Origin of the sequence: Pseudomonas sp. 2822-17 (assembly GCF_002742485.1) — a bacterium.
Lineage (GTDB): Bacteria > Pseudomonadota > Gammaproteobacteria > Pseudomonadales > Pseudomonadaceae > Aquipseudomonas > Aquipseudomonas cyclaminis.
The window spans coordinates 264,977-287,417 of the sequence record NZ_LJRZ01000926.1 but is presented as its reverse complement, the minus strand read 5'-3'; the positions used below and the strand labels follow the sequence as shown (position 1 = coordinate 287,417).

General features: G+C 60.7%; 25 protein-coding genes. 13 read left to right on the top strand and 12 right to left on the bottom strand.

The genetic code is table 11. The features are described 5' to 3' along the window. Positions 1-58 precede the first annotated feature (58 nt). The gene (locus tag AOA60_RS31215) at positions 59-1,276 is read left to right on the top strand and encodes an SAM-dependent methyltransferase (RefSeq protein ID WP_099587545.1); all 1,218 of its coding nucleotides are present in this window, start codon (positions 59-61) and stop codon (positions 1,274-1,276) included. 40 nt (positions 1,277-1,316) lie between these two features. Here the strand turns inward: AOA60_RS31215 and AOA60_RS31210 are convergent, their stop codons facing one another. From AOA60_RS31210 to AOA60_RS31185, 6 genes are all read right to left on the bottom strand, one after another. Continuing rightward, positions 1,317-2,216 carry a DMT family transporter gene (locus AOA60_RS31210; protein ID WP_099587544.1) on the bottom strand — a complete coding sequence of 300 codons (900 nt, stop codon included), beginning with the start codon at positions 2,214-2,216 and terminating at the stop codon, positions 1,317-1,319. Positions 2,217-2,315: 99 nt separating this feature from the next. Next, positions 2,316-4,889, bottom strand: coding sequence for a TonB-dependent receptor (locus tag AOA60_RS31205; protein ID WP_099587543.1), 2,574 nt, complete (start codon positions 4,887-4,889; stop codon positions 2,316-2,318). Between the two features lie 128 nt (positions 4,890-5,017). Continuing rightward, on the bottom strand, positions 5,018-5,986 hold the full coding sequence (locus AOA60_RS31200) for a FecR domain-containing protein (RefSeq protein WP_099587542.1): 969 nt from the start codon (positions 5,984-5,986) through the stop codon (positions 5,018-5,020). Then, positions 5,983-6,522, bottom strand: a complete 540-nt coding sequence (locus AOA60_RS31195) for an RNA polymerase sigma factor (protein WP_099587541.1) — start codon at positions 6,520-6,522, stop codon at positions 5,983-5,985. Before AOA60_RS31195 ends, AOA60_RS31200 begins: the two co-directional genes overlap by 4 nt. Positions 6,523-6,659: 137 nt before the next feature. Then, positions 6,660-7,532 carry a dihydrodipicolinate synthase family protein gene (locus AOA60_RS31190; protein WP_099587540.1) on the bottom strand — a complete coding sequence of 291 codons (873 nt, stop codon included), beginning with the start codon at positions 7,530-7,532 and terminating at the stop codon, positions 6,660-6,662. Positions 7,533-7,560: 28 nt separating this feature from the next. Continuing rightward, positions 7,561-8,343, bottom strand: coding sequence for an aldolase (locus tag AOA60_RS31185; protein ID WP_099587539.1), 783 nt, complete (start codon positions 8,341-8,343; stop codon positions 7,561-7,563). A gap of 106 nt (positions 8,344-8,449) precedes the next feature. Between AOA60_RS31185 and AOA60_RS31180 the strand changes: the two genes are divergently transcribed. Then, the gene (locus AOA60_RS31180) at positions 8,450-8,977 is read left to right on the top strand and encodes a helix-turn-helix domain-containing protein (protein ID WP_099587538.1); all 528 of its coding nucleotides are present in this window, start codon (positions 8,450-8,452) and stop codon (positions 8,975-8,977) included. 19 nt (positions 8,978-8,996) lie between these two features. Here the strand turns inward: AOA60_RS31180 and AOA60_RS31175 are convergent, their stop codons facing one another. Then, positions 8,997-10,013 (bottom strand): DUF4917 family protein, encoded by a 1,017-nt coding sequence (locus AOA60_RS31175; RefSeq protein ID WP_099587537.1) that lies wholly within the window; start codon positions 10,011-10,013, stop codon positions 8,997-8,999. Between the two features lie 124 nt (positions 10,014-10,137). Between AOA60_RS31175 and yiaY the strand changes: the two genes are divergently transcribed. The 6 genes from yiaY (at position 10,138) to AOA60_RS31145 (ending at position 16,620) form a co-directional block, all read left to right on the top strand. Continuing rightward, a complete protein-coding gene (yiaY, locus tag AOA60_RS31170) occupies positions 10,138-11,286 on the top strand; it encodes an L-threonine dehydrogenase (RefSeq protein WP_099587536.1) in 1,149 nt (382 codons plus the stop codon). A gap of 85 nt (positions 11,287-11,371) precedes the next feature. Next, positions 11,372-12,046 (top strand): NAD(P)H-binding protein, encoded by a 675-nt coding sequence (locus AOA60_RS31165; protein WP_099587535.1) that lies wholly within the window; start codon positions 11,372-11,374, stop codon positions 12,044-12,046. Then, positions 12,046-12,999 (top strand): LysR family transcriptional regulator, encoded by a 954-nt coding sequence (locus tag AOA60_RS31160; RefSeq protein ID WP_099587534.1) that lies wholly within the window; start codon positions 12,046-12,048, stop codon positions 12,997-12,999. The genes AOA60_RS31165 and AOA60_RS31160 overlap by 1 nt, the downstream gene beginning before the upstream one ends. 102 nt (positions 13,000-13,101) lie before the next feature. Beyond that, positions 13,102-14,295 (top strand): CaiB/BaiF CoA-transferase family protein, encoded by a 1,194-nt coding sequence (locus AOA60_RS31155; protein WP_099587533.1) that lies wholly within the window; start codon positions 13,102-13,104, stop codon positions 14,293-14,295. Then, entirely contained in the window at positions 14,292-15,233 is a 942-nt protein-coding gene (locus tag AOA60_RS31150) for a hydroxymethylglutaryl-CoA lyase (protein WP_099587532.1), read from the top strand. Before AOA60_RS31155 ends, AOA60_RS31150 begins: the two co-directional genes overlap by 4 nt. A gap of 58 nt (positions 15,234-15,291) precedes the next feature. After that, positions 15,292-16,620 carry an MFS transporter gene (locus tag AOA60_RS31145; RefSeq protein ID WP_099587531.1) on the top strand — a complete coding sequence of 443 codons (1,329 nt, stop codon included), beginning with the start codon at positions 15,292-15,294 and terminating at the stop codon, positions 16,618-16,620. Between the two features lie 7 nt (positions 16,621-16,627). Here the strand turns inward: AOA60_RS31145 and AOA60_RS31140 are convergent, their stop codons facing one another. Beyond that, the gene (locus AOA60_RS31140) at positions 16,628-17,113 is read right to left on the bottom strand and encodes a DMT family transporter (RefSeq protein ID WP_099587530.1); all 486 of its coding nucleotides are present in this window, start codon (positions 17,111-17,113) and stop codon (positions 16,628-16,630) included. Positions 17,114-17,181: 68 nt separating this feature from the next. Here AOA60_RS31140 and AOA60_RS31135 point away from each other — a divergent pair, with 68 nt between their 5' ends. Next, positions 17,182-18,099, top strand: a complete 918-nt coding sequence (locus AOA60_RS31135; RefSeq protein ID WP_099587529.1) for a LysR family transcriptional regulator — start codon at positions 17,182-17,184, stop codon at positions 18,097-18,099. Positions 18,100-18,109: 10 nt separating this feature from the next. Here AOA60_RS31135 and AOA60_RS31130 read toward each other — a convergent pair whose 3' ends face one another. Continuing rightward, positions 18,110-18,394 carry a type II toxin-antitoxin system RelE/ParE family toxin gene (locus tag AOA60_RS31130; protein WP_099587528.1) on the bottom strand — a complete coding sequence of 95 codons (285 nt, stop codon included), beginning with the start codon at positions 18,392-18,394 and terminating at the stop codon, positions 18,110-18,112. Continuing rightward, positions 18,384-18,623, bottom strand: coding sequence for a CopG family ribbon-helix-helix protein (locus tag AOA60_RS31125; protein WP_099587527.1), 240 nt, complete (start codon positions 18,621-18,623; stop codon positions 18,384-18,386). Before AOA60_RS31125 ends, AOA60_RS31130 begins: the two co-directional genes overlap by 11 nt. A 100-nt stretch (positions 18,624-18,723) precedes the next feature. Between AOA60_RS31125 and fos the strand changes: the two genes are divergently transcribed. The 3 genes from fos (at position 18,724) to AOA60_RS31110 (ending at position 20,476) form a co-directional block, all read left to right on the top strand. Next, positions 18,724-19,134, top strand: coding sequence for a fosfomycin resistance glutathione transferase (gene fos, locus AOA60_RS31120; RefSeq protein WP_099587526.1), 411 nt, complete (start codon positions 18,724-18,726; stop codon positions 19,132-19,134). 54 nt (positions 19,135-19,188) lie between these two features. Next, positions 19,189-19,830 (top strand): LysE family translocator, encoded by a 642-nt coding sequence (locus AOA60_RS31115; protein WP_099587525.1) that lies wholly within the window; start codon positions 19,189-19,191, stop codon positions 19,828-19,830. A 118-nt stretch (positions 19,831-19,948) separates the two neighbouring features. After that, on the top strand, positions 19,949-20,476 hold the full coding sequence (locus AOA60_RS31110) for a DUF4142 domain-containing protein (protein ID WP_016975135.1): 528 nt from the start codon (positions 19,949-19,951) through the stop codon (positions 20,474-20,476). Positions 20,477-20,530: 54 nt separating this feature from the next. On the opposite strand, the gene AOA60_RS31105 is transcribed toward AOA60_RS31110, so the two are convergent. After that, positions 20,531-20,956, bottom strand: coding sequence for a low affinity iron permease family protein (locus AOA60_RS31105; RefSeq protein ID WP_099587524.1), 426 nt, complete (start codon positions 20,954-20,956; stop codon positions 20,531-20,533). 45 nt (positions 20,957-21,001) lie between these two features. Between AOA60_RS31105 and AOA60_RS31100 the strand changes: the two genes are divergently transcribed. Beyond that, positions 21,002-21,916 carry a bifunctional aminotransferase class I/II-fold pyridoxal phosphate-dependent enzyme/GNAT family N-acetyltransferase gene (locus tag AOA60_RS31100; protein ID WP_306461056.1) on the top strand — a complete coding sequence of 305 codons (915 nt, stop codon included), beginning with the start codon at positions 21,002-21,004 and terminating at the stop codon, positions 21,914-21,916. Here the strand turns inward: AOA60_RS31100 and AOA60_RS31095 are convergent, their stop codons facing one another. Further along, positions 21,917-22,417, bottom strand: a complete 501-nt coding sequence (locus tag AOA60_RS31095; RefSeq protein WP_099587522.1) for a methylated-DNA--[protein]-cysteine S-methyltransferase — start codon at positions 22,415-22,417, stop codon at positions 21,917-21,919. It lies immediately after the preceding gene. Positions 22,418-22,441 lie beyond the last annotated feature (24 nt).

Genomic DNA, 22,441 nt, shown 5'->3' with positions numbered 1-22,441 from the left:
CCTAAACCTCTATCCCCCCTAAAATGCCCGGCATTCTTAGCCCGAGGCGTTTTTGTTCATGTCCGTCACCGCTCAACCTGCCAGCCCCGCGCCGGATCATCACGCCCAGTTCATCGAACTGCTGGACACGAGCCTTGCGCAGAACGCCTTTATCAAGCTGGTGCTGGCCAAGTACGTTGGTGAGGAAGCCGAGCTGCAACGGCTGATCGTCAAGCCCGTGACGGTCAAGGAGCAGGCGTGCCTGTCCTTCGTCTACCGCTACAAGACCCGCGACATCACCAAGAACTTCCCGTTGGCCGATGGCGTGGCGGCGATTGCCGAGCTGCTGCCGGCCTCGTTCAAGAACGCGCATTTGCTGTCGCTGACCGACGAAGCCCAGTTGGAATACAGCAAGAAGAACAAAAGCTCGCTGTTCAAAAGCAAGCCCCAGCAACTGCGTGAGGCACCTTCGGCCGAGCATAACCGCGAGAAGCATCGCTTCCTCGATCTGAGCCGGCCGTTTCTCGCCGACCTGGGCGTGACCGACGCCAGGCAGGCGCTGATCCCATCGATGTCGCGCAAGTGGAAGCAGATCAACAAGTTCATTGAAGTGTTCAGCCATGCGCTGACCTCGTCACCGCTCAAGCTGGACCAACCGGTGCGCGTTGCCGACTTCGGTTCGGGCAAGGGCTACCTCACGTTTGCGATCCACGATTACCTGCGCAACACCCTCCAGGCCGAAGGTGAAGTTACCGGTGTGGAACTGCGCGAAGACATGGTGACCCTGTGCAACACCGCTGCCGCACGCCTGGAACACCCGGGGCTGGTGTTCAAATGCGGCGATGTACGCAGTGTGGCGCCGAGCGAACTGGACGTGATGATCGCGCTGCACGCGTGCGATATCGCCACCGACTATGCGATCCACACCGGCATCCGCTCCGGCGCGTCGATCATCATGTGTTCGCCGTGCTGCCATAAGCAGATCCGCTTGCAGATCCAGAGCCCGGTACTGCTCAAGCCGATGCTGCAATACGGTTTGCACCTGGGCCAGCAGGCGGAAATGGTCACTGACAGTTTGCGCGCATTGTTCCTTGAAGCCTGTGGTTACGAGACCAAGGTGTTTGAGTTCATCTCCCTGGACCACACCAACAAGAACAAGATGATCCTCGCGGTCAAGCGCGCGGAGCCGGTGGACAATGCGCAGTTGCTGGAGAAGATTCAGCAGTTGAAGGCGTTCTACCAGATCACCGAACACTGCCTGGAAACCCTGCTGCGCGCCGACGGCTACCTGGCCTGAATACTGCTCAATATGGGAGGGGGCTTGCCCCCTGCTACATTTAGACCGTGCTCGGTTTAGGCGCTGGGGCCGGTTGCACGGATGTCCTGCGCCCCAGCATCACCGTCACAATCACCCCGCACGCAAACACCCACGTAATCGGCTCGATATGTTCCCCAAAGAACAACGCCGAAAACGCGATGGTGAAGAAGATCTGCAACAGCTGAATCTGGCTGACCCGCGCAATACCGCCCATGGCCAACCCGGCGTACCAGGCAAAGAACCCCAGGAACTGCGAGAACAGCGACACATAGCCAAACGCCCACCAGGTGCGCATGGAAATCGCGCCTTGATGTTGCGCCGCCAGGTACCACACCGGTCCGATCAACACCGGCGTCGACAGCACCAACGCCCAGCAGATCACCTGCCAGCCGCCCATCTCCTTGGCCAACCGGCCGCCTTCGGCATACCCCAGGCCACCCACGGCAATCGCGCCGAGCATCAGCAAATCACCCGCCTGGATACTGCCGGCGCCGGTGATCAACGCATAACTCAATACCAACGCACTGCCCAATGCGGCGCAGGCCCAGAAGGCTTTGGACGGTCGCTCGTGGGACAGCCACGCCGCATACAGCGCCACGCACAGCGGTTGCAGGCCGTTGACCAGCGCGCCATGGGACGCCGGCAGGGTTTGCATGGCCCAGGCCGACAGCACCGGAAAGCCAAGAATGACGCCCGCGATCACCAGGCACAGCCCGCGCACTTGGCGCCAGGTGGGCCAGCGCTCGCGACGCCACAGCAACAGCGCCGCCGCCGGGACCGCCGCGAACAAGGCACGGCCCAGGCCGTTGAGCAGCGGGTGGATCTCCTGCACCACGATACGGGTGAAGGGCAGGGTCAGGCTGAAGATGATGACGCCCAGCAGGCCGAGGGCCATGCCGGTGTTTTCACGCGATCTCATGGGGGTACCGAAATCCAGAGGGCTTCAAGGGAAGCCCATCTAGCCACAACCCCCGCCGAATGCGGGCCTACAGCTGGGTACGGAATTATCCGTACAGTTTTAGAAGAAGCGTGTGACGCTGATCTTGGCGTTGCGCCCTTCGCTGTAGGCACGGTCGCCGCTGAGTGCCGGCCGGTAGTTGTTGTTAAGCAGGTTGTCGACAGTGAAGTTGACTTCGGTGCCTTTGAGGCCGGCCTGTTGGGGTTTCCAATTGGCGAACAGGCCCATGCTGCCGTAGGACGGGTTGGCGTATTGGTCATAGAACGTGTCGCCCACCGAGCTGTTCAAGGCGCTTGAGTATTTATCGCTGGGCAGGCGGTCGGTCTTGCGCACGAACTGCGCCGTCCAGCCGAATTGGGCGTTCCAGGCGGGGATCTTGTTGCCCATCATCAACACCCATTTGGCTGGTGGAATGTCCCGGGCCCAGACGTGGATGTCGGTGGCCCACGGGTTGGTGTAGGGGTTGTCGCGTTTGCCGGTAGCATAGGAGTAACTCACCGAGCCGAACAGATAGGTCGAGTCGTAGTAGGCCTCAAGCTCAAAACCCTTGATCGTCATGCCACCGACGTTGCGGTAGTTGGTCTTGGCGGCCATGTCGGCGCTGGTGCAGACGCCGTCGATGCCCCCCACTGCGGTGTTCTGACGGTCACAGCCGATGCCCGTTGCCTTGAAAATCTCGTCTTCGATGCGGTTGTGGAACAGCGTCGCACGCAGTTGCAGGTTGTCGTCACGGCCGATGAGGTTGGAGAAATTGGTGACGTTGCCCGCGGTTATGGCGGTGATGCGCTCCGGGTTGAGATTAAGGCTGGTGGACGTGCGGCTGCCCAAGCCCTGGACTTCGTACTGTTCGTCGATCACCGGGGCGCGCCAGGTTTTGTTCCAACTGGCGAACATCGCCACGTCCGGCGTGATGTTCCAATAGGCCGCCAGGCGGGGTGACCAACCGGTGTAGGTGCGGTCGCTGTAGTCATGCCCGATGGAGGGATCGGGGTTGCTGTAGTACGGCGCGTCGTTGGCTTCGCCACGGTTGCGCACGTGGTCATAGCGCAGGGAGGGGGTGATGGTCACGTCGCCGAGGGTCACGGCGTCCTGCAGGTAGAACGCGTTGGTGTCGACTTTGCCATGGGGCATGAAGTACGGCTGGAAGTGGCCGTAGTTGTACTTGGCGGTGTTGTAGGTTGCGCCGGGCATCCAGCTTTCGGTTTCACGCTTGTGCTTGCGAATCTGCACGCCGCTGGTCACGGCATGTTCCAGCGGGCCGGTGCTGAACAGGCTGATGTTGCGCAGTTCCAGAATCTTGTCGCCGTAGGCGGTGTCCATCTTGCGCCCACCCGTGGCCAGGGAGAACGACGCATCGGCGTTGCGCTCATCGGTCTGGTCGGTATGAGACACCGAATAGCTGAGCTTCATGTCGATCAGCGGGTTGTCCAGCGGCTGGTAGAGGTACTTGCCCGAGTACGTGGTATCGATGGTTTCCCGATTGGCGAGGAAGCGTTTCAATGCACCCTCGTAGCCATAGCGGTCAATCGCCGACTGCAGCGGCGGGGTGGGATAGCTTTTGGCCGAGAATGGCGTCCAGCGCCGGCTGTTGGAGCGCGAGTACGACAAGCCTGCGCTGTGTTCATCAGTGAAGTGGGCGTTGAGCTTGAACAACTTACCGTCCACATTCTGTGCGCTGTTGGGCAGGCGCTTGGGATTGATCGGGTACTCATTGCGGGGATCCGGCGGCGTGCCGGCCAGCTTCATGTCACCCCCATCGCGCTGGGTCAGGTAGGCGAGAGCGTCGAAGCGGCCATCGTCGGTGCGCCCGTAAACGGCCGAGCTGTAGACCTGCTCGTGATCGTTGCTGGCGTAGCCATACTTGAGCATGGCGCCGGCGTTGCGGCCGTCCTCCAGCATGTCGGGAGCATCTTTGGTCTCCATGATGATCGAGCCGCCGAAGCCACCGTTGCCGGTGAAGGCCGAGTAGGGGCCTTTTTCCACCTCGACGCTCTTGATCAGCTCAGGCTCGATAAACACGGTGCCTTGCTGATATCGCTCAAAGCCGCTTTTGGTGGCGCCATCCACCGACATCGGCACGTCTTCGGCCTCACCCATGCCACGGATATTGATGGTCTGGCCTCCGGGCTTGGACGAGCCACCCATAAATACACCCGGCAGGTTTTGCAGCAGCGCGGGGACGTTGTTGGGCTGAAAGCGGTCGATATCCGCCTGCTTCATGGTAGAGCGGCCGACGGTGCTGGAGTCGACCTGGGTGCCAGTGCCGATCACGCTCAGGGCATCCAGTTGCACGGCGCCGCTGCTGGTGGTCTTGGCCTCTTCGGGCTTGACCACGTAGGTACTGCCCACCTTGATCAAGGTAAACGCAGCGTTTTTCAGCAGGGTGCGAATCGCCACTTCCGGGGTGAAATCACCGTTGAGCGCCGGTGCCTGTACGTTCTTGAGCAGCGTTTCATCGAACAGCAACTGGATTTTCGCCTGCTGCGCCACCTGACTCAGGGAGGTGGCCAGCGACTGGGCGGGCAGGTGCAGGGTGAACGACTCGGCCTGGGCACTGAGGCTGAAGGCCAGGCAGCTGGCAATAAGGGTTGGTCGCAGAAACAGATGCGTAGCGTGGCAAGGCGCGCGAAACATGAAATCCCCCAGTGTGGCCAAATGGCCGAAAATGCGTGCGTATCAAACGCAGACCGGAGGAAGACGGGGCTGGCCAAAAAAACCACACCTGCGAATGAAAAATATTCTCAAGTGTGATTTTGGCTGGCTTACTTGCTCGGTTCTATCCGGACAATGCCATCGGCCGACGCCACGGTTTTCACCGGCAGCAGGGCGGGCAGGGCATTGAGCAGGGCGTCGGGGTCATTCACATCAAGATTGCCCGACACTGTCAGGTGGGCCACGGCGTTGCTCACCTGCAACGGCGCTTGGGGGCGGTACAGGCTCAGTTCATCGATCAGGCTGACCAGTTCGCGGTTGCGAAACGACAAGTGCCCGCTGCGCCAGTCGGCCACTTCTTCAGCCGTGAGGGTTTGCTGCTGCAAGGTGCCTTTGGTGTAGCTATAGCTGGCGCGTTGCCGGGCGCCGAGCAGGGTGACGGGGCTTTTGGTGTCCGGTTCGAACGCGACCTGGCCGTGGGCGACGCTGACCACCAGTTGCTGCTGGCTGCGTCGCACGTCAAAGCCGGTGCCGACCACCCGCACAGTGGCCTCGCCGGCCTGCACGAACAGCGGGCGCTCCTTGTCGGCAGCCACCTCGATGTACAACTGGCCCTTGTCCAGGTGCACGATGCGTTGGTGCGCATTGAAGTCCACGCGCAGTTGAGTATTGGCATTCACGTACAAGGTACTGCCATCCGGCAGATTCACGGTGCGCATGCCCTTGGCATGGGCAGCGACCTGGGTGTGATAGAGCTCACGCGGCGCGCCGATATGCGTGGCCAGCACCGCGCACAGCAATGCGGCGGCCACCGCTAGCGCAGGGCGCCATACCGATGGTTTGCGCTTGGGCAGCGCCACGGGTTTGTTCAGTTGCTGCAACTGGGCCAGGTCCGCCCACAGTTGCTCGAATTCGGCATAGGCGCGGGCATGGGCCGGTTCGGCCACCCAGGCGGCAAACGCCCGGCGGTCGGCGCGGTCGGTGTCGTTGCGGTTGCGCGCAAACCAGCTGGCGGCCTGGGCGTCGATGGCGTCGCTATCGTCGATATCCAGGTCGTCGGTGTCGCTCAGGCGGTTCATTCTGGCTGCTCCGTGCCGGGGTCGTTTTGAAGGCGTCGCTTGCAATGCAGCAGGGCAAAGGCGATGTGCTTTTCCACCATGCTGGTCGAAATGCCCATGCGTTCTGCAATCTGCGCCTGGCTCAGGCCTTCGAAGCGGTGCAGCATAAGGGCTTCTCGCCTGCGGGGCGAGAGTTCGGCGAGGACTTCTTTCAACTGTTCCAGGCGTTGCAAGCGTTGCGCGGCGGCCATGGGATCGTTTTGCTCGTCGGTGACAGGTTCGACGTCCATGGCGGCCTGATCTTGATGGACGGTGTGTCGTACCTTCTGTTTGCGCCAGTGATCACGCAGCAGGTTGCGTGCCATCTGGAACAGAAACGCTCGGGGCTGCTCGACCTTGGCGCGGTCGCGGTAGTCCAGCCATTGGGTAAAGACATCCTGGGTCATGTCCGCCGCGTCGCTGGCGTTGTCCGTGCGTTTACGCAGGAAATACAGAATATCCGTATAAAACCCGCGAAAGGCATCGGCCGACACCGGGTCGGGCTTGGGACGAGACATGGATATCCTTCTTGACGAAGCACGACGTGGGAAAAGTCGTGAATGATATCGAGAACTATTGTCATTTGTCTCTATTTGAAGGATCTACTCTATTTAAAATGTGGGAGGGCGGCCCCGCCCCACACTGGATCGCCGCGTCAGCGCAGCAGCGTCGTCAGCTGTTCAATCCCCGCTTCACCCAAGGGGAACACCGGCAACCGCGGATCACCCACCTCCAATCCGGTCAACCGCAGCCCAGCCTTGATCGTCGCCGGCAACCCGCCCTTGAGGATAAATTCCAGCAGCGGCAACTGACGATAAAACAGTTCACGTGCGAGGGTCAGGTCATTGGCCAATACAGCGTTATACAAATCCAGGTTGAGCTGCGGGATCAGGTTCGGCGCCGCCGTGCACCAACCCTTGGCACCCGCCGCGAAGGCTTCCAGCGCCAGCGGGTTGCAGCCGTTGTAGAACGGCACATCACTGTGACGATGCAGCTGGTGCATACGCTGAATATCCCCGGTGCTTTCCTTGACCATGGTCACGTTCTCGACCTGCTTGAGGATGCGCAGGATCAGTTCCACCGACATGTCCGTGCCACTGGTGGCCGGGTTGTTGTAGAGCATGATCGGCACACCGACGCTGTCGCCGATCGCCGCGTAGTGGGCGAGAATTTCCGCCTCGCTGAGTTTCCAGTACGAGGCCGGCAGCACCATCACCACATCGGCGCCGTTGGCTTCGGCGTAACGGGCGCGGCGCACAGCCTTGGCGGTGGTCAGGTCGGACACGCTGACAATGGTCGGCACGCGCCGGGCGATTTTTGCGAGGCTGTAGGCGCTGACTTCGTCCCACTCGGCATCGCTTAGATACGCGCCTTCGCCGGTGCTGCCCAGCGGCGCAATGGCATGCACGCCGCTGTCGATCAGACGGTCGATGGAGCGGCCGAGGGCGCCGAGGTCGATGCTTTGACCGTCAGCGCTGAACGGTGTGATGGTGTAGCCGATGATGCCGTGAAGAGTGGGGCTGGACATGGATAGTCTCCGGTCTGAGAGGGGCGGGTCAGTTCAGGCAATCGGCGTGTTGGCGCAGGTTCTGCCGGGCGTAATAGTTGAACGCGGCGCCATGGCGCTTGGGTCGGGAAATCCAGTCATGGGCCTCGCGGCCCAGCGCTGGCAGGATCGGCTTGATAGTGCCCGCCGCCATCGCCAGCAGCTGCAATTTGGCGGCGCGCTCGATCAACTGAGCGATTACGCAGGCCTCCTCGATACTCGCCCCGGTGGACAGTTGACCGTGGTGCGAGAGCAAAATCGCGCGCTTGTCGCCGAGCGCCGTGGTGATGATATCGCCTTCCTCATTGCCCACCGGCACGCCTGGCCAGGCTTCCAGGAAGGCGCAGTCTTCGTACAGCGGGCAAAGGTCCATGTGGGACACCTGCAGCGGCACTTCGAGCATCGACAACGCCGCGATATGGGTGGGGTGCGTGTGGATGATGCAGTTCACATCCGGCCGGCCACGGTAGACCCAGCTGTGGAAACGGTTGGCCGGGTTGGGGATGCCGTGACCTTCCAGCACTTCAAGGTCCTCGTTCACCAGCAACAGGTTGCTGGCGGTGATCTCATCAAAACCCAGGCCCAATGGTTGGGTGTAATAGGTGCCTGGCGTGGGGCCGCGTGCGGTGATCTGCCCGGCCAGGCCGGAGTCGTGGCCGTTCTCGAACAGGATGCGGCAGGTGAGCGCCAGCTTTTGCCGGTCGGTCCACGTATTATCCGCCAGGCTGTTTTGCATCTGATTCAGTGCGTGCTTGACCAGTTGGTCTTTGGGGAGTGCTAATGTCTTGGCCATATCGGTGTCCTTTGGGTTAGAGCAAATGACACTAAAGATGCTATATGACACTTTGTGTCATTAGCAAGCACAGCTTATCGTTTTCTGCATGGATTACCCGCAGCGCATGTCTATCCGTTTGAAATTATTAAGGAAAAAACTTGGCGTGACCTTGGAGGCCCTGGCTGAAAAATCCGGGATGACCAAGAGTTACCTGTCCAAGGTCGAGCGCGGGCTCAACACGCCGTCCATTGCCGCCGCGTTGAAACTGGCCAAGGCGTTGAACGTGAACGTCGAGGAATTGTTCAGCGAGGATCGCGTCAGCCTCGACAGCTACAGCCTGGTGCGCAGTCACGAGCGGCCCGATACCACGCCGGGTTACGCGGTGCTGGCCCATCAAGTCAGCGAGCGCAGCTTGCTGCCGTTCATCATTTATCCGCCGGCGGAGTTCAGCGACAAGACCTTCAAGGAGCATCTGGGGGAGGAGTTTCTGTTCGTGCATGAAGGCGCGGTAGAGGTGGACTTCATGAACGAACGGGTGATTTTGCAGCGAGGCGATGCGTTGCACTTCAACGCGCAAAAGCCGCACCGGCTTCGTTCGGTGGGGGACGTGCAGGCGCAGTTGCTGGTGGTGGTGCACAGCGCGGAAGAATAATCACGATCCGAATTTTTGATCAGCGTTCGACAGGGACGGACAGTGCTGCATTCCCCAGCGGATGCGTGCGCGCCGCAAAAAACTTCAGCGCCACACCGCTGCCATCAAACAACTCGAAATACCGCCGCTTCTGCTGGCGGATAAACCCTTCACTGCGGCCCGACACCGAGATCGCCAGCGTGCTCACATTGGCCTGGCGAATCGCGTCCACCAAGTGCTGATCCTGCGGCCCCAGACCGTGCCCGAAGATGCACAGCGCGCCCTCATGAGTCAGCAATTGCTCATAGCAGAACGACAGGTAATCCGAACTGCGGATGGTCTTGAGCTTCTCCTCCATCTTGCCTTCGCTGACAAACAGCGGCACATCGTCCAGGGTCTTGATCGTGTTGTTGATGGCAAAGCTGCTGAGCAAGGTGCTGTCGGTCGTCGGCAGTTTGCGCGCAGTGCCGTCGAGGTTGCGCACCAGGTGCAGGCCGCCGTGCAGGTACAGGATGCGTGTGGCGTCGGTGCGGGTGTTGCGCAGGTCGAAGCTGGCGTCGGCGTTGCGAAACAGGTCGTCGATGCCCGGCGTGTGCAGGATCGCCCAGTAGTTGAGCAGATCGTAGTTACTGGTAAACACAGTGGCATAACCGGCCAGTTCCGTATTGATCGCTGCCAGTGTCGATGGCTGCACCAGGCGCCACGGGATATGCACCGCGTGGATGGTGTTGATCAACGCTTCCTTGATCGCGTAGTAGCGATTGCGCGGTGCCGCCGAGCTGACTGCCAACGCCTTGTTGACCCGGCTGGTGGTTTTCAGCGCGCCCAGGGCTTGCTCGAAACTGCGGGTTTGCAGGGCGTCGAACACGCTGAGTTCAGAGGGGCTCAGGGGTTTTTCTTCGACGGTGCGGGCGTTTTCAAACAGCGAGTCGTAGGCAAAGTCTTCCCAAATCGTACGACTCGCGCCGTTGCCGATCAGAATCCCAGTGAAGTCGATGGCGCTGCGCAGGGCGCTCCAGTCTTCAAGGTGGGCGTCAATATCCTGGAAATCCTTCATTGCGGCGGGCTACTCGAAATCGGCTGGGCGGTGACTTTATCACGAGCGGGCGTTGATCCTGATCAAGATGCCGCAGGCCAGTGAGGTCGATGCTGTAGGCATAAATGTTATCCGAGGATTCGCCATGAGCAGCACCTTCTTCATTCCTGCCGTCAACATCATGGGCACCGATTGCCTCGACGAAGCCATGAACGCCATCCGCAACTACGGTTTTCGCAAGGCGCTCATCGTCACCGACGCCGGCCTGGCCAAGGCGGGCGTGGCCAGCATGATCGCCGAAAAACTGGCGATGCAGGACATTGACTCGGTGATCTACGACGGCGCCAAGCCCAACCCCAATGTGGAAAACGTTGAGAAAGGCCTGGCGTTGTTGCAGCACAGTGCATGTGATTTTGTGGTGTCGCTGGGCGGCGGCTCGCCCCATGACTGCGCCAAGGGGATTGCCCTGTGCGCCACCAACGGCGGGCATATCGGCGACTACGAAGGCGTCGATCAGTCGGCCAAGCCACAACTGCCGCTGGTCGCCATCAACACCACCGCCGGCACTGCCAGCGAGATGACGCGTTTTTGCATCATCACCGACGAAGCGCGCCACGTGAAAATGGCCATCGTTGACCGCAACGTCACGCCGCTGCTGTCGGTCAACGACCCAGCGCTGATGGTCGGCATGCCCAAGGGGCTCACCGCCGCCACCGGCATGGACGCCCTGACCCACGCCATCGAAGCCTACGTCTCGACCGCCGCCACGCCGATCACCGATGCCTGCGCGATCAAGGCCATCGAACTGATCAGCGCCAACTTGCGCTTGGCCGTACGCGACGGCAGCGATAAGGTCGCGCGGGAAAACATGGCTTACGCGCAGTTCCTCGCCGGCATGGCCTTCAACAACGCATCCCTGGGCTTTGTGCACGCCATGGCCCACCAGTTGGGCGGTTTCTACGACCTGCCCCACGGCGTGTGCAATGCGGTGCTGCTGCCCCATGTGCAAAGCTTCAACGCCAGCGTCAGCGCCAAACGCTTGAGCGACGTGGGCCGCGCACTGGGTGCCGAGATCAAGGGCATCACCGCAGAAGAGGGCGCCCAAGCCGCCATCGCCGCCATCCGCAGCCTGGCCCAGGACGTTGAAATTCCCGCTGGCCTGCGTGAACTGGGCGCCAAGTTGCAGGACATTCCGTTGCTGGCGGCCAATGCGTTGAAGGATGCGTGTGGCCTGACCAACCCACGGCGCGCGGATCAGCGTCAGATTGAGGAGATTTTTCGCAGCGCGTTTTGAATAGGGGCAGTGGCAAGCGGCAAGCGTTAAGCTACAAGTCGAATGCGTTTAACTTGAGCTTGCGGCTTGCCGCTGAGGTCCCCTTATGAGAGTTCTGTTATTCGGCGCCACCGGCATGGTCGGCCAGGGTGTTCTGCGTGAATGCCTGTTGGCTGCCGACGTGCAGGAAATCGTCGCCGTTGGCCGCACGCCACTGACCCAGGAACACGGCAAGCTGCATCAGGTATTGCACGGTGACATGCTGGATTTCCAACCCCTGGAAAACCTGCTGCAAGGTTTTGATGCGTGCTTCTTCTGCCTCGGCGTGTCTTCGGCCGGCATGAATGAAACCAGGTACACCCATCTCACCTATGACTTGACCCTCGTCGCTGCCAGCACCTTGGCGCGGCTCAATCCGCAGATGACGTTTATCTATGTGTCCGGCGCCGGTACCGACAGCTCCGAGGCGGGCAAGTCGATGTGGGCGCGGGTCAAGGGCAAGACCGAGAACGCCTTGCTGCGCTTGCCGTTCAAGGCGGTGTACCTGTTCCGGCCGGGGATTATCCAGCCGTTGCACGGTGTGCGCTCGAAGACGCCGTTGTACCAGGCCTTTTATTCCGTGCTGGGGCCTGTGCTCTCGTTTGTGCGCCGGGTCAAACCGAGCTGGGTGGTGAGTACCGAGACCGTTGGGCGGGCGATGTTGCAGGCGGTGAGCCACGGCGCGCCGCAAGCGGTGGTAGAGCAGGGCGAGATCCACCGTCTGGCTGCCGAGCGTCGTTGATGTTGCACAAGAGCCTGGTGCGTCGCCTGGACCTGATCACCCTGCAGCTGTTTGTCGCGGTGTTCGAAGAAGGCACTTTGACCCGTGCCGCTGCCCGTGAGGCCATTGCGGTATCGGCCGCCAGCAAGCGCCTGATGGAACTGGAGCACGTGTTGGGCGTAAGCCTGTTTGTGCGCCGGGCCAAGGGCATGGACCTGACGGCCGCTGGCGAAACGCTGTTGCACCATGCACGGCAGATGTTGTTCAACGTCGAGAAGATGGGCCTGGAACTGGGCGAACACAGCCACGGTGTGCGCGGTTATGTGCGGATGTTGGCCAATCTCTCGGCGATCATTCAGTTCCTTCCTGAAGATTTGCGCGATTTTTCCGAGCTGCATCCCGAAGTGAAAACCGATCTGGAAGAGCGCCCCAGTACCGGCGTGGTGCAGGGCGTGCTGGACGGCGTCGCGGACCTGGGTATCTGCTCGTGCGACACAGACACCAAAGGCTTGCCCAGCGTGACCTATCGGCTCGACAAACTGGTGGTGCTGATGCCGGCGGATCATCCGTTGGGAGCGCGCCAGAGCGTGGCGTTCGCCGAAACCCTGGACAGCGACTACGTCGGCCTGCACGCCGCGAGCTCAATCAACATGCGTACCCACGCCGCTGCGCGTGAGGCCGGCAAGATGCTGCGCCTGCGTATCCATGTGCCGGGCTTTGATGCGATGTGCCGGATGGTCCAGGCCAATATGGGCATCGGTATCCTGCCGCACAAGGCCTACGAATTGTTTGGGCGCGCACTGGGTTTGCACGCGGTGCCGTTGACGGACAGTTGGTCTGATCGCCGTTTGATCCTGGTGGTGCGCGACGAAGCGCAATTGTCGCCAGTGAGTCGGCTGTTGTTCGATTACCTGAGTCTGTCGATGCCTTCCCTGGAGCAGCCTGCCAGCCTGGTCCTACGGAAAATTCGCTGAGCGTTCGCTTTTCGCGAACGCTCCTTGCCAACTGACGGTTGGATTTCTTCCGCCCCCGTCCTCTAGCCTTGGTCCACATTCCAAGAATAAGAGGTACACCCCATGACGGCTCCCCTGAGCGGTATCAAGGTGATCGAGATCGGTACCTTGATTGCCGCGCCGTTCGCCGCACGGTTGATGGCCGAGTTTGGCGCCGAGGTGATCAAGATCGAATCCCTCGGCCAGGGCGATCCGCTTCGTAAGTGGCGAAAGCTGCACAACGGCACGTCGCTGTGGTGGTACCTGCAATCACGCAACAAGAAGTCGTTGGCGCTGGACCTCAAGTCCACGCAAGGCCTGGGCCTGATCAAGCAACTGCTTGGCGACGCCGACGTGCTCATCGAAAACCTGCGCCCAGGCGGCCTGGAAAAACTCGGCCTGGGCTGGGACGTGCTGCACGCACTCAACCCCAAGCTGACCCTGGTGCGCATCTCCGGCTACGGCCAGACTGGCCCTTACCGAGACCGTCCGGGTTTCGGCGCTATCGGCGAGGCCATGGGCGGCATTCGCTACACCACGGGCAACCCGGATTCGCCACCGGCGCGAGTGGGGGTGAGCCTGGGCGATTCCCTCGCGTCCTTGCACGCAGTGATCGGCACCTTGATGTCGTTGCTGCGGGTCAAGACCGGCCAGGGCGATGGGCAGATTGTCGACGTGTCCCTGGCTGAAAGCGTGTTCAACCTGATGGAAAGCCTCGTGCCGGAATACGACATGCTCGGTCATGTGCGCGAACGCAGCGGCGGGGCCTTGCCCGGCATTGCACCGTCCAATACCTACCTCACCGCCGATGGCGCCTATGTGGTGATTGCCGGCAACAGTGACCCGATCTACAAGCGGCTGATGACCACCATCGGCCGTATCGATCTGGCCGAAGCCCCCGAGTTTGCCCACAACGATGGGCGTGCGGCGCAGAGCGGCCTGCTGGATGCGGCGATTACCCACTGGACCAGCAGCCTGCCCATCGAGCAGGTGCTCAGCGCCCTGGAAACGGCGCAAGTACCGGCCGGGCGTATCTATTCGGTGGCGGATATCGTCAGCGACCCTCACTACCAGGCACGTGACATGCTGCTCGACGCCGAGCTGCCTGGCGGCGTTTCGGTGAAGATGCCGGGCATTGTGCCCAAACTCTCGCAAACCCCCGGCGGTGTAAATTGGTCGGGCCCGGCCCTGGGCCAGCACACTGACGACATTCTCACCGGGCTGGGCCTCACCGGCGCCGATATTCAACGCCTGAAAACCACCGGAGTGGTGCAATGATCACTGATTATTCCGACCCGCTGATCGTGCAGGAAGTGTCCCCGCGCGATGGCTTGCAGATCGAACCGACCTGGGTCGAGACCGCCGATAAGATCGCGCTGATTGACCGGTTGTCACTTGCCGGTTTTTCGCGGATCGAGGCCGGTTCGTTCGTCTCACCCAAGGCTATCCCTGCGCTGCGCGATGGCGAGCTGGTGTTCCAGGGTATCGAGCGCAAAGCCGGTGTGATCTACGTGGCGCTGATCCCCAACCTCAAGGGCGCCGAGCGCGCCATCGCGTCTCGCGCCGATGAGCTGAACCTGGTGATGTCCGCCAGCCAGACCCACAACCTGGCCAATATGCGCATGCGCTGCGAAGCATCGTTGGCAGCATTTGCCGACATCGTCAGCTTTGCCGCCGAGCATCCGGTGCGCCTCAACGGCAGTATCGCCACCACCTTTGGTTGCCCGTTCGAAGGCAAGGTCGACGAAGACCGCGTGCTGCAGATCGTTGACGCCTATCGCAAGTTGGGCATTCAGGGCATCAGCCTGGCTGACACCACCGGCATGGCCAACCCCCGTCAGGTGCAACGCCTGGTCAAGCGCGTGCTGGAGCGCATTCCCGCCAGTGACCTGACCCTGCATTTCCACAACACCCGCGGCCTGGGGTTGTGCAATGTACTGGCCGCTTACGAGGCCGGTGCCCGTCGTTTTGATGCGGCGCTTGGCGGCCTTGGCGGCTGCCCGTTTGCGCCGGGGGCCTCGGGCAATATCTGTACCGAAGACCTGGTCAACCTGTGTGAGGAAGTCGGGATTCACACCGGGATCGACTTGGCGCACCTGCTGGACATGTCCCGGCGCCTGCCGGCGCTGTTGGGCCATGAGTTGCCCGGTCAACTGGCCAAGGCCGGGCGCAATGGTGATTTGCATCCACCCCCGGCTTACATCGCCACGTTGTAACGCCTGCCAGACAACAAAAACAATCGGACGCCTGTGAGCAGTCCGCTGGAGAAGCACAATGAGCACTAATACGTTAGAGGCCGGCGCGCGCCCGGCCGGTGAAGTCGATCCCATCAAAGCCGTGGTCAAGAAGGTCGCCTGGCGCCTGATGCCACTGATCATGGTCTGCTACCTGTTTGCGTTTTTTGACCGCATCAACATCAGCTTCGCCAAGTTCCAACTGCAAGCCGACCTGGGCCTGAGCAACACCGCCTATGGCCTGGGCGCGGGGCTGTTCGTGATCGGTTACGTGATCTTCGAAGTGCCGAGCAACATGATGCTCTACAAGGTCGGTGCACGCCGCTGGATTGCGCGGATCATGGTGTCCTGGGGCCTGGCCACGGCGGCCATGGTATTTGTCACGGCCGAATGGCAGTTCTATGCACTGCGCTTTGTGATCGGCGCGATGGAGGCCGGGTTTGCCCCTGGCGTGCTGTACTACCTGACGCTGTGGTTCCCCCAGGATTTCCGTGGGCGGATTACTTCCTTGCTGTTCCTGGCCTCTGCGTTCGCCGGGCTGGTGGGCGCGCCTTTCTCCGGCCTGGTGCTGGAGCACTTGGACGGCGTGCTGCAGATGCGCGGCTGGCACTGGTTGTTCCTGCTTGGCGGCTTGCCGTGTATAGGGCTGGCGTGGATGGTGCTGACGCAATTCAAGGATCGCATCGAAGATGCACCTTGGCTGAGCGCCGAGGAAAAAACCTTGCTGTCCAGCCGTATCGCCGTGCACGAAGTGCACAAGAAAGGCTCGTTGCTCCAGGCCCTGCGCATTCCGGGTTTCCTGATGCTGGGGCTGATCTACTTTCTGATTCAGGTGGCGTCCTACGGCCTCAACTTCTGGGCTCCGCAATTGATCCGCAGTGCGGGGGTCGAAAGCCCGGTGGTGATTGGCTTGCTGACGGCCATTCCTTACATCTGCGGGGCGATCACCATGGTCCTTGTGGGGCGTTGGTCGGATGCCACGGGTGAGCGGCGCAAGTTCGTCAGCGGGCTGGTGGCGTTGGGCGCTGTAGGGTTCTTCTGTGCAGGGATCTTTGATAACCACACCACGTTCCTGATCATCGCCCTGGGCCTGCTGGGCGCGGGGATTATCGCGTCGATCCCGACCTTCTGGACCCTGCCGCCCAAACTGCTGGCGGGCGCGGGTGCCGGGGCGGCTGGCGGGATTGCGCTGATCAACACGTTGGGGCAGTTGGGCGGCATCGTCAGCCCGGTCATGGTGGGGCGCATCAAGGACATCACCGGCAGTACCACGCCGGCGCTTTATGTCATCGCTGTGTGCGCCTTGATTGCCGCAGCACTGTTGCTGTGGGGTTTGCCACACAAGCTGCGTACGTCCGACAAGCGCTGACGGTATTTCACGCGGCAGCCAGGGCTTTGGCTGGTGCGCCGCCGAATTGAATCAGCGCCACCCCACCTATCAACAACAACGCCCCAAGCACCCGGGGCGTTGTCAGTTGACGCTCCACCAGGCCAAACAGCCCGAAGTGGTCGAGCAGCAGCGATGCAATCAGTTGCCCCGCCAACGCCAGGGCAATGAACCCGGATGCACCCAGCTTGGGCAGCAGCATCAGCGCCAAGGAAATAAAGCACACGCCAAACGCGCCACCGGCCCACATCCATAACGGCGCCTGGGTAATGAATGCCAGGCTCGGCAAGGGCAGGCGCAGGGCGATGATCACCGGCAGCAGCACGATAATGCTCACCAGCAGCGATGCCAGGGTGGCCCACAATGGATGGCCCAGCCCGCGCCCGAGGTTGGCATTGATTGCACTCTGAAACGGCACCACCGCCCCGGCGATTACCGCCAGCACCAATAAACCCAGCCATTGCAATGTTGTCATTTGGTATCTCCCAGAGGTTTTGCTGGACTCTAGGCTATTCGTCGCGCAAATTTAAATTCCTAGTTCTTATGCTGGATATGCAGCTGATGAATGATCTGCGCCGCATCGACCTCAACCTGTTGGTGATCCTCGACGCCTTGCTCAGCGAGCAACACGTTACCCGCGCCGCCGAGCGCCTGCACCTGAGCCAGCCGGCGGTCAGCCATGCGCTGGCGCGGTTGCGGGATGTGTTGGGGGATCCGTTGCTGGTGCGCCATGGCGGCGCGCTGGTGCCCACTGCGCGTGCGTTGGAATTGGCCGCACCGCTGGCCGAAGCCCTGGCCCAGGTGCAGGCGTTGCTGGCGCCGAATTGTTTTGATCCGGCGTCGGCCAAGCGCCGGTTTCGTGTGGCGATGTCGGACTACAGCGCGGCGATTTTCCTACCGGGATTGGTCCGCGTTCTGCGTCGTGAGGCGCCGGGCATCGACCTGCAAGTCATCCAGGCCAGCCGTGAAGGCATGGTCGACGGTGTGCTCAATGGCGACCTTGACCTGGCCGCCGGTGTGTTCCCCGACATGCCCGCCGAACTGCGCACCACGCCCTTGTTCGAAGAGCACTACACCTGCCTGGTGGACCGTAACAGCCTGCCGCCGGACGGCACACTCGACCTGCCCACCTACCTCTCGCGCCCCCACGTGCTGCTGGAAATGCGCGGCAGCGGCACGCCGGAAATCGAACGCGCGCTGACGGCGATTCGTCAGCGGCGGCATGTGGCGATCAGCTTGCCGCATTGGGGCGTGGCGCCGCAATTGATCGAGGGCACGGACCTGATCCTGACCGTATCGTCGCGGGGCTTGCGCGCTGTCGAGCATCCGCACTTATTGGCCGTAGCGCCGCCGTTTCATATTCCATCGTTTGCGTTTGAGCTGGCGTGGCATGCGCGGCGGGGAGGGGATTCGGGGTTGCAGTGGTTGATGGGGCAGGTGCGCAGAGTTTTACAAGACTGAATAAGGATCGCTACCAAGACGCGGGTGGCTGACGACGGGTATGGAAAATCCGCATGACCTGCAACCGCCCCTCTCGAATGCGGTAGGGAACGATATAAGGCCATCGAGGCACCACCCATTCGCGAGTACCGGATACTCGGCCCTCTTTCCCCATTGTGGGAAATTGCGCGATGTTCTCAAGGCCGCTCAAAATTGCCTGGACGAACTCATAGGCCGCTTTGGGATTTTCTTCGGCAATGAAGGCCGCTTCGTCGTCAAGGTTCCTGAGGGCTACCCTCAGCCACTCAACCTGCATTGTTGCGCCATTTGTCGGCGATAGCTTTTACCTCTGCTGCCGTTGCGAAGTCACCCGCATCAGCTTCTTTGAGGGCTTTTTGAATTTCTTCAATTTGCCAGGCTTCGCGCGTCAAGTATTCGCGTAACGCATCAACTGCGAGAAAGGATTTGCTGCGCCCGGTGGCCTTGGCAAGACTGGCAAGCGTATCGGCGATTTCTTCCGGTATGCGTAGGGACATAACAGCCATATATATCTCGATGTAGTGATGTGTAGTGAAACATACTACTTTGTCATCATGCTTGCAGTTTGCACCGTTCGTCAGAGTCATTATGGTCTAGGACATCTTCATGCTTACAGGACTCAATCACCTAACGTTGGCTGTCACTGATTTGCACCGCAGCCTGTGCTTTTACCATGACCTGCTGGGGCTTCGGCTTGATGCCACTTGGAGCAACGGCGCCTATCTCTCATTGCCGGGTTTATGGTTATGCTTGTCTCTGGACCCGCTGCGCGTCTCGACGCCTGCACCTGATTACACCCACTTTGCATTTACCACCGATGCGGGCGATTTCGCTGCACTGGTTGAGCGCTTGAGGGCTGCCGGTGTTCAGGAGTGGCGCGACAATCGTAGTGAAGGCGCCTCGTTCTACTTCCTTGACCCCGATGGACACAAGCTCGAAGCCCATGTAGGTGATCTGGCATCGCGTCTGCAGGCCTGTCGACAGAAGGCCTATCCAGGAATGAAGTTTTACCCCTAGCACCGGAACATACAGAATCCATCCAACTCACAGTCTTTTTTCAGAGTCGCCTTCATGACCCTATCCCTGCTGCTCGCGGTACTCGCCTCGGGTTTTATCTATGGCATTACACCTGGCCCTGGGGTGTTGGCCGTGTTCGGTATCGGTGCCGCCCGTGGTCGCCGCGCCGGGGCGGGTTTTCTGTGCGGGCATCTGCTGGGCGATGTGGTGTGGTGCAGCACCGCGTTGATCGCCATTGTCGGTGCGCGGGAAGTGGGCAGCACTGCGTTTGATGTGCTGGGCGTGCTCAGCGGCCTGTATCTGTTCTGGCTTGGCTGGCGGGCCATCCGCACGCAACGGCGCAGCAGTGACGACCCTCAGGGCGCCGCGCGGCATCCGTTCTGGCACGGGATTGTGTTCGGCCTGACCAATCCGAAAGCCTACCCGGTGGCGGTCGCGACCTTCACTGCGTTGCTGTCCAGCCGCGCCGAGTTGCTGACCTGGTCGATGCTGCCGTCGCTGATCTTCCTGAGCTTTGTTGGCGGTCTGCTGGCCTATGCAATCCTGATCGGCGTGGTCGGCGCCCAACGTGTACGCACGGTGTATCAGCGTCATGAAGTCCTTATCACCAAGCTCTGTGGCGTGATGTTTATCGGCTTCGCCATCAATGCGCTGGCCCATGCGGTGCCAGGCCTGTTCGCCAGCAAACCGGCATGAGATGTCGACGACCGTTCGTCGCGTCGGCAAGTTTTTTCTAAACCTTTACCGCCCTGAAAATTCGAATTCAGGGCGGGGTGTGTTCCCCGTCCTAATTTTTGCCCTGGAGGAACCCCTCATGAGCCGCATGGCTATCCGGTTACGCACCGCCAGTTTCGCGATGCTGCTGGGCCTCGGCGCCAGCAATGCTTTCGCCCAGTCGCCTGCTGAATTCATCGAGCAGGCCTCGGCCAAAGGAATGGCCGATATCGAGACCAGCCGCATGGCCCACGCGAAAACCTCGTCCCAGGAAATCAAGGACTACACCATCGAGGTGATCAACGAGCGCACCCTGGCCAATCAGCACTTGGCAGCCATCGCCAAGAAGCTCGATCTGCCCGTGGCGCCACGTGAGAAAATTGTCGACAAAGCCGAGACCCTGATGCCCGAGCTCAAGGACGGCGACTCGTTCGACGCCGCCTATACCGCACAACAGGTCAAGGAAAACGAAGACGCTATTGCACTGTTCAAACAGGAAGGCGCCGCGTCGGATGTACCGGAAATAAAAGCGTTGGTCGATGAGACACTGCCAAAATTGGAAGAGCGCCTGCAGAAGGCCCGCGCCTTGGCGTCGACTTATGGCAAAGGTCATCAAGGCGACGGTTAAGGTCGTCACCTGAATTGAAAAACGGCGGTTGGATCCTCTCCAACCGCCGTTTTTTTATGCCTGGTTCAGATCGGTTTTAGTGGGCGCCGCGTCGTCGGCAGCGTGGCCGCAACTGCTGTTCAGGTTCAAGGTGCCGGCGTTGCCAATGCTGCGGTATTCCTGGCGCAGTTTTTCCAGCTCTTTGCGGTCCAGCCCGTCCAGGCTGAGTACGGCGTTCTGTGCATCTTTGGACACGCGCAGCAGCTCGTCGATCTTGATATGCAGGATATCGTTGTCGCGGTTCTGGGTGTTCTGGATCAGGAACACCATCAGGAAGGTGATGATGGTGGTCGAGGTGTTGATGATCAGTTGCCAGGTGTCGTTGTAGTGGAAATACGGCCCGCTCAGGCTCCACGCCAGGATCAATGCCGTCGCTGCGTAGAAGGTGCGGGGGCTGCCTGCCCAGCGGGACAGGGATTGCGAGACTGTGGAGAATTTCATGACCGTTTTCCTGGAGTGAAGGGGTGATGAACGTATGGACAGCAGGTGCTCTTTGAAATTTCTTTTTACAACTTGGCTGATGAACCAAACGGTGCGCTTTTTCTTCGGGTTTCAAGGCAAGGGCTTACATCGACCAGCAGTGGCGGGCGCAAGACTTTGCTTTTGCCTGGACTGCCCATGCGCGCCATTCCTACCCGCGATTTGCCCACGCTCTATTACCGGACTGAAGATCATTTTTTTACCGTGACCTGTCCGTTACGTCGGCGCTATGGCGCCTGCATCACTGCCTATTTCACCGATCTATTTTGCAACCCGTCGAACCTGTTGCTTATCCGCGTGGGCAACGCCCCGTCGGGTGACGCAATGACTGAGCCTCTGGGTCTGATTCGCCGCACCTGCCTGGCGATACAGGTGGTGATTCATGAGGAAAAGGTCGAGGGAGTGCATGAGGCACTGACGGAGCTCGGCTTGCAGCCTGCCGAAAGGACCACCACGATGGCGCTCGAACTGTCGCGTCGGGTGCCTTCCGTAAGTGAGCGTTTTGCGCAGATCAGCCTGACTCGGAACTTGAATGACTGGGCGCTTCCCATTGGCAATGCGTTCGCGGTCCCGCCCGAGGTGGTGGCGCATTATCAGGCCCGGCACCAGCGTGCCCTGGACGCCGGTCAATCACTTCACCACTTCACTTTGTCTGTCGAGGAGAGGGTGGCGTGTTCGTTGACGTTGTCGCTATGTGATGGCGTCGCACGGCTTAACGATGTCGGCACGATCAAGGAATTTCGTGGGCGGGGTCATGCCACTCAATTGATTAACGCTGCGCTGCTGCACGCTTCGAACCTGGGCGCCCAGCGATGCTTCCTAGAGGCGTCGATGGCGGGGCGCTCGTTGTACAGCACGCTGGGTTTCAAACCGTTGTTCGATTACCAGTACTTTAACCGTGGAGCGGTCGCAGGCACGTGATCAGAAGGCCATTTTCACCTGGCCGCGGTTCTCAAGGGTCAATAGATACTGCTTGGCCTCAAGCCCTCCAGCAAAGCCGGTCAAGGTTCCCGAGGCACCGATGACCCGATGGCACGGCGCGATGATTGAAATCGGATTACGCCCATTGGCCGCACCCACGGCGCGCACGGCGTTGGGGTTGCCGATCTGTAGGGCGATCTGGCTGTAGCTGCGGGTTTCGCCGAAGGGGATGGTCAGCAATGCCTGCCAGACCTGCTTCTGGAACGCGGTGCCGTTGAAATCCAGTTCCAGCTCGAAGGTGCTGCGCGTGCCGGCGAAGTACTCCTGCAACTGGCGCTCGGTTTCCAATAGCACGGGGCTTTCATTGGCTTCGTGCAATTCGCCCAGGCGCACGCGGTTGGCGCGTTCTGTCTCCCACAGGATTGCACCGAGCTTGCCATTGCGTGCCACCAGGGTGAGTTGGCCAACGGGGGAGGGCATGAGTTTGTATTCGTACACCATGAGCGGGCTCCTATGGGCGGGTGT

Bases quoted from the DNA above. Each gene is read 5' to 3' on its own strand.
- AOA60_RS31150 (WP_099587532.1), top strand. From the start codon at position 14,292: ATGATCACTGATTATTCCGACCCGCTGATCGTGCAGGAAGTGTCCCCG.
- fos (WP_099587526.1), top strand. From the start codon at position 18,724: ATGCTTACAGGACTCAATCACCTAACGTTGGCTGTCACTGATTTGCAC.
- AOA60_RS31175 (WP_099587537.1), bottom strand. From the start codon at position 10,013: ATGAAGGATTTCCAGGATATTGACGCCCACCTTGAAGACTGGAGCGCC.
- AOA60_RS31130 (WP_099587528.1), bottom strand. From the start codon at position 18,394: ATGCAGGTTGAGTGGCTGAGGGTAGCCCTCAGGAACCTTGACGACGAA.
- AOA60_RS31190 (WP_099587540.1), bottom strand. From the start codon at position 7,532: ATGTCCAGCCCCACTCTTCACGGCATCATCGGCTACACCATCACACCG.
- AOA60_RS31095 (WP_099587522.1), bottom strand. From the start codon at position 22,417: ATGGTGTACGAATACAAACTCATGCCCTCCCCCGTTGGCCAACTCACC.
- AOA60_RS31215 (WP_099587545.1), top strand. From the start codon at position 59: ATGTCCGTCACCGCTCAACCTGCCAGCCCCGCGCCGGATCATCACGCC.
- AOA60_RS31195 (WP_099587541.1), bottom strand. From the start codon at position 6,522: ATGTCTCGTCCCAAGCCCGACCCGGTGTCGGCCGATGCCTTTCGCGGG.
- AOA60_RS31185 (WP_099587539.1), bottom strand. From the start codon at position 8,343: ATGGCCAAGACATTAGCACTCCCCAAAGACCAACTGGTCAAGCACGCA.
- AOA60_RS31210 (WP_099587544.1), bottom strand. From the start codon at position 2,216: ATGAGATCGCGTGAAAACACCGGCATGGCCCTCGGCCTGCTGGGCGTC.
- AOA60_RS31125 (WP_099587527.1), bottom strand. From the start codon at position 18,623: ATGGCTGTTATGTCCCTACGCATACCGGAAGAAATCGCCGATACGCTT.
- AOA60_RS31155 (WP_099587533.1), top strand. From the start codon at position 13,102: ATGACGGCTCCCCTGAGCGGTATCAAGGTGATCGAGATCGGTACCTTG.
- AOA60_RS31200 (WP_099587542.1), bottom strand. From the start codon at position 5,986: ATGAACCGCCTGAGCGACACCGACGACCTGGATATCGACGATAGCGAC.
- yiaY (WP_099587536.1), top strand. From the start codon at position 10,138: ATGAGCAGCACCTTCTTCATTCCTGCCGTCAACATCATGGGCACCGAT.
- AOA60_RS31110 (WP_016975135.1), top strand. From the start codon at position 19,949: ATGAGCCGCATGGCTATCCGGTTACGCACCGCCAGTTTCGCGATGCTG.
- AOA60_RS31140 (WP_099587530.1), bottom strand. From the start codon at position 17,113: ATGACAACATTGCAATGGCTGGGTTTATTGGTGCTGGCGGTAATCGCC.
- AOA60_RS31205 (WP_099587543.1), bottom strand. From the start codon at position 4,889: ATGTTTCGCGCGCCTTGCCACGCTACGCATCTGTTTCTGCGACCAACC.
- AOA60_RS31145 (WP_099587531.1), top strand. From the start codon at position 15,292: ATGAGCACTAATACGTTAGAGGCCGGCGCGCGCCCGGCCGGTGAAGTC.
- AOA60_RS31105 (WP_099587524.1), bottom strand. From the start codon at position 20,956: ATGAAATTCTCCACAGTCTCGCAATCCCTGTCCCGCTGGGCAGGCAGC.
- AOA60_RS31135 (WP_099587529.1), top strand. From the start codon at position 17,182: ATGCTGGATATGCAGCTGATGAATGATCTGCGCCGCATCGACCTCAAC.
- AOA60_RS31160 (WP_099587534.1), top strand. From the start codon at position 12,046: ATGTTGCACAAGAGCCTGGTGCGTCGCCTGGACCTGATCACCCTGCAG.
- AOA60_RS31115 (WP_099587525.1), top strand. From the start codon at position 19,189: ATGACCCTATCCCTGCTGCTCGCGGTACTCGCCTCGGGTTTTATCTAT.
- AOA60_RS31180 (WP_099587538.1), top strand. From the start codon at position 8,450: ATGTCTATCCGTTTGAAATTATTAAGGAAAAAACTTGGCGTGACCTTG.
- AOA60_RS31165 (WP_099587535.1), top strand. From the start codon at position 11,372: ATGAGAGTTCTGTTATTCGGCGCCACCGGCATGGTCGGCCAGGGTGTT.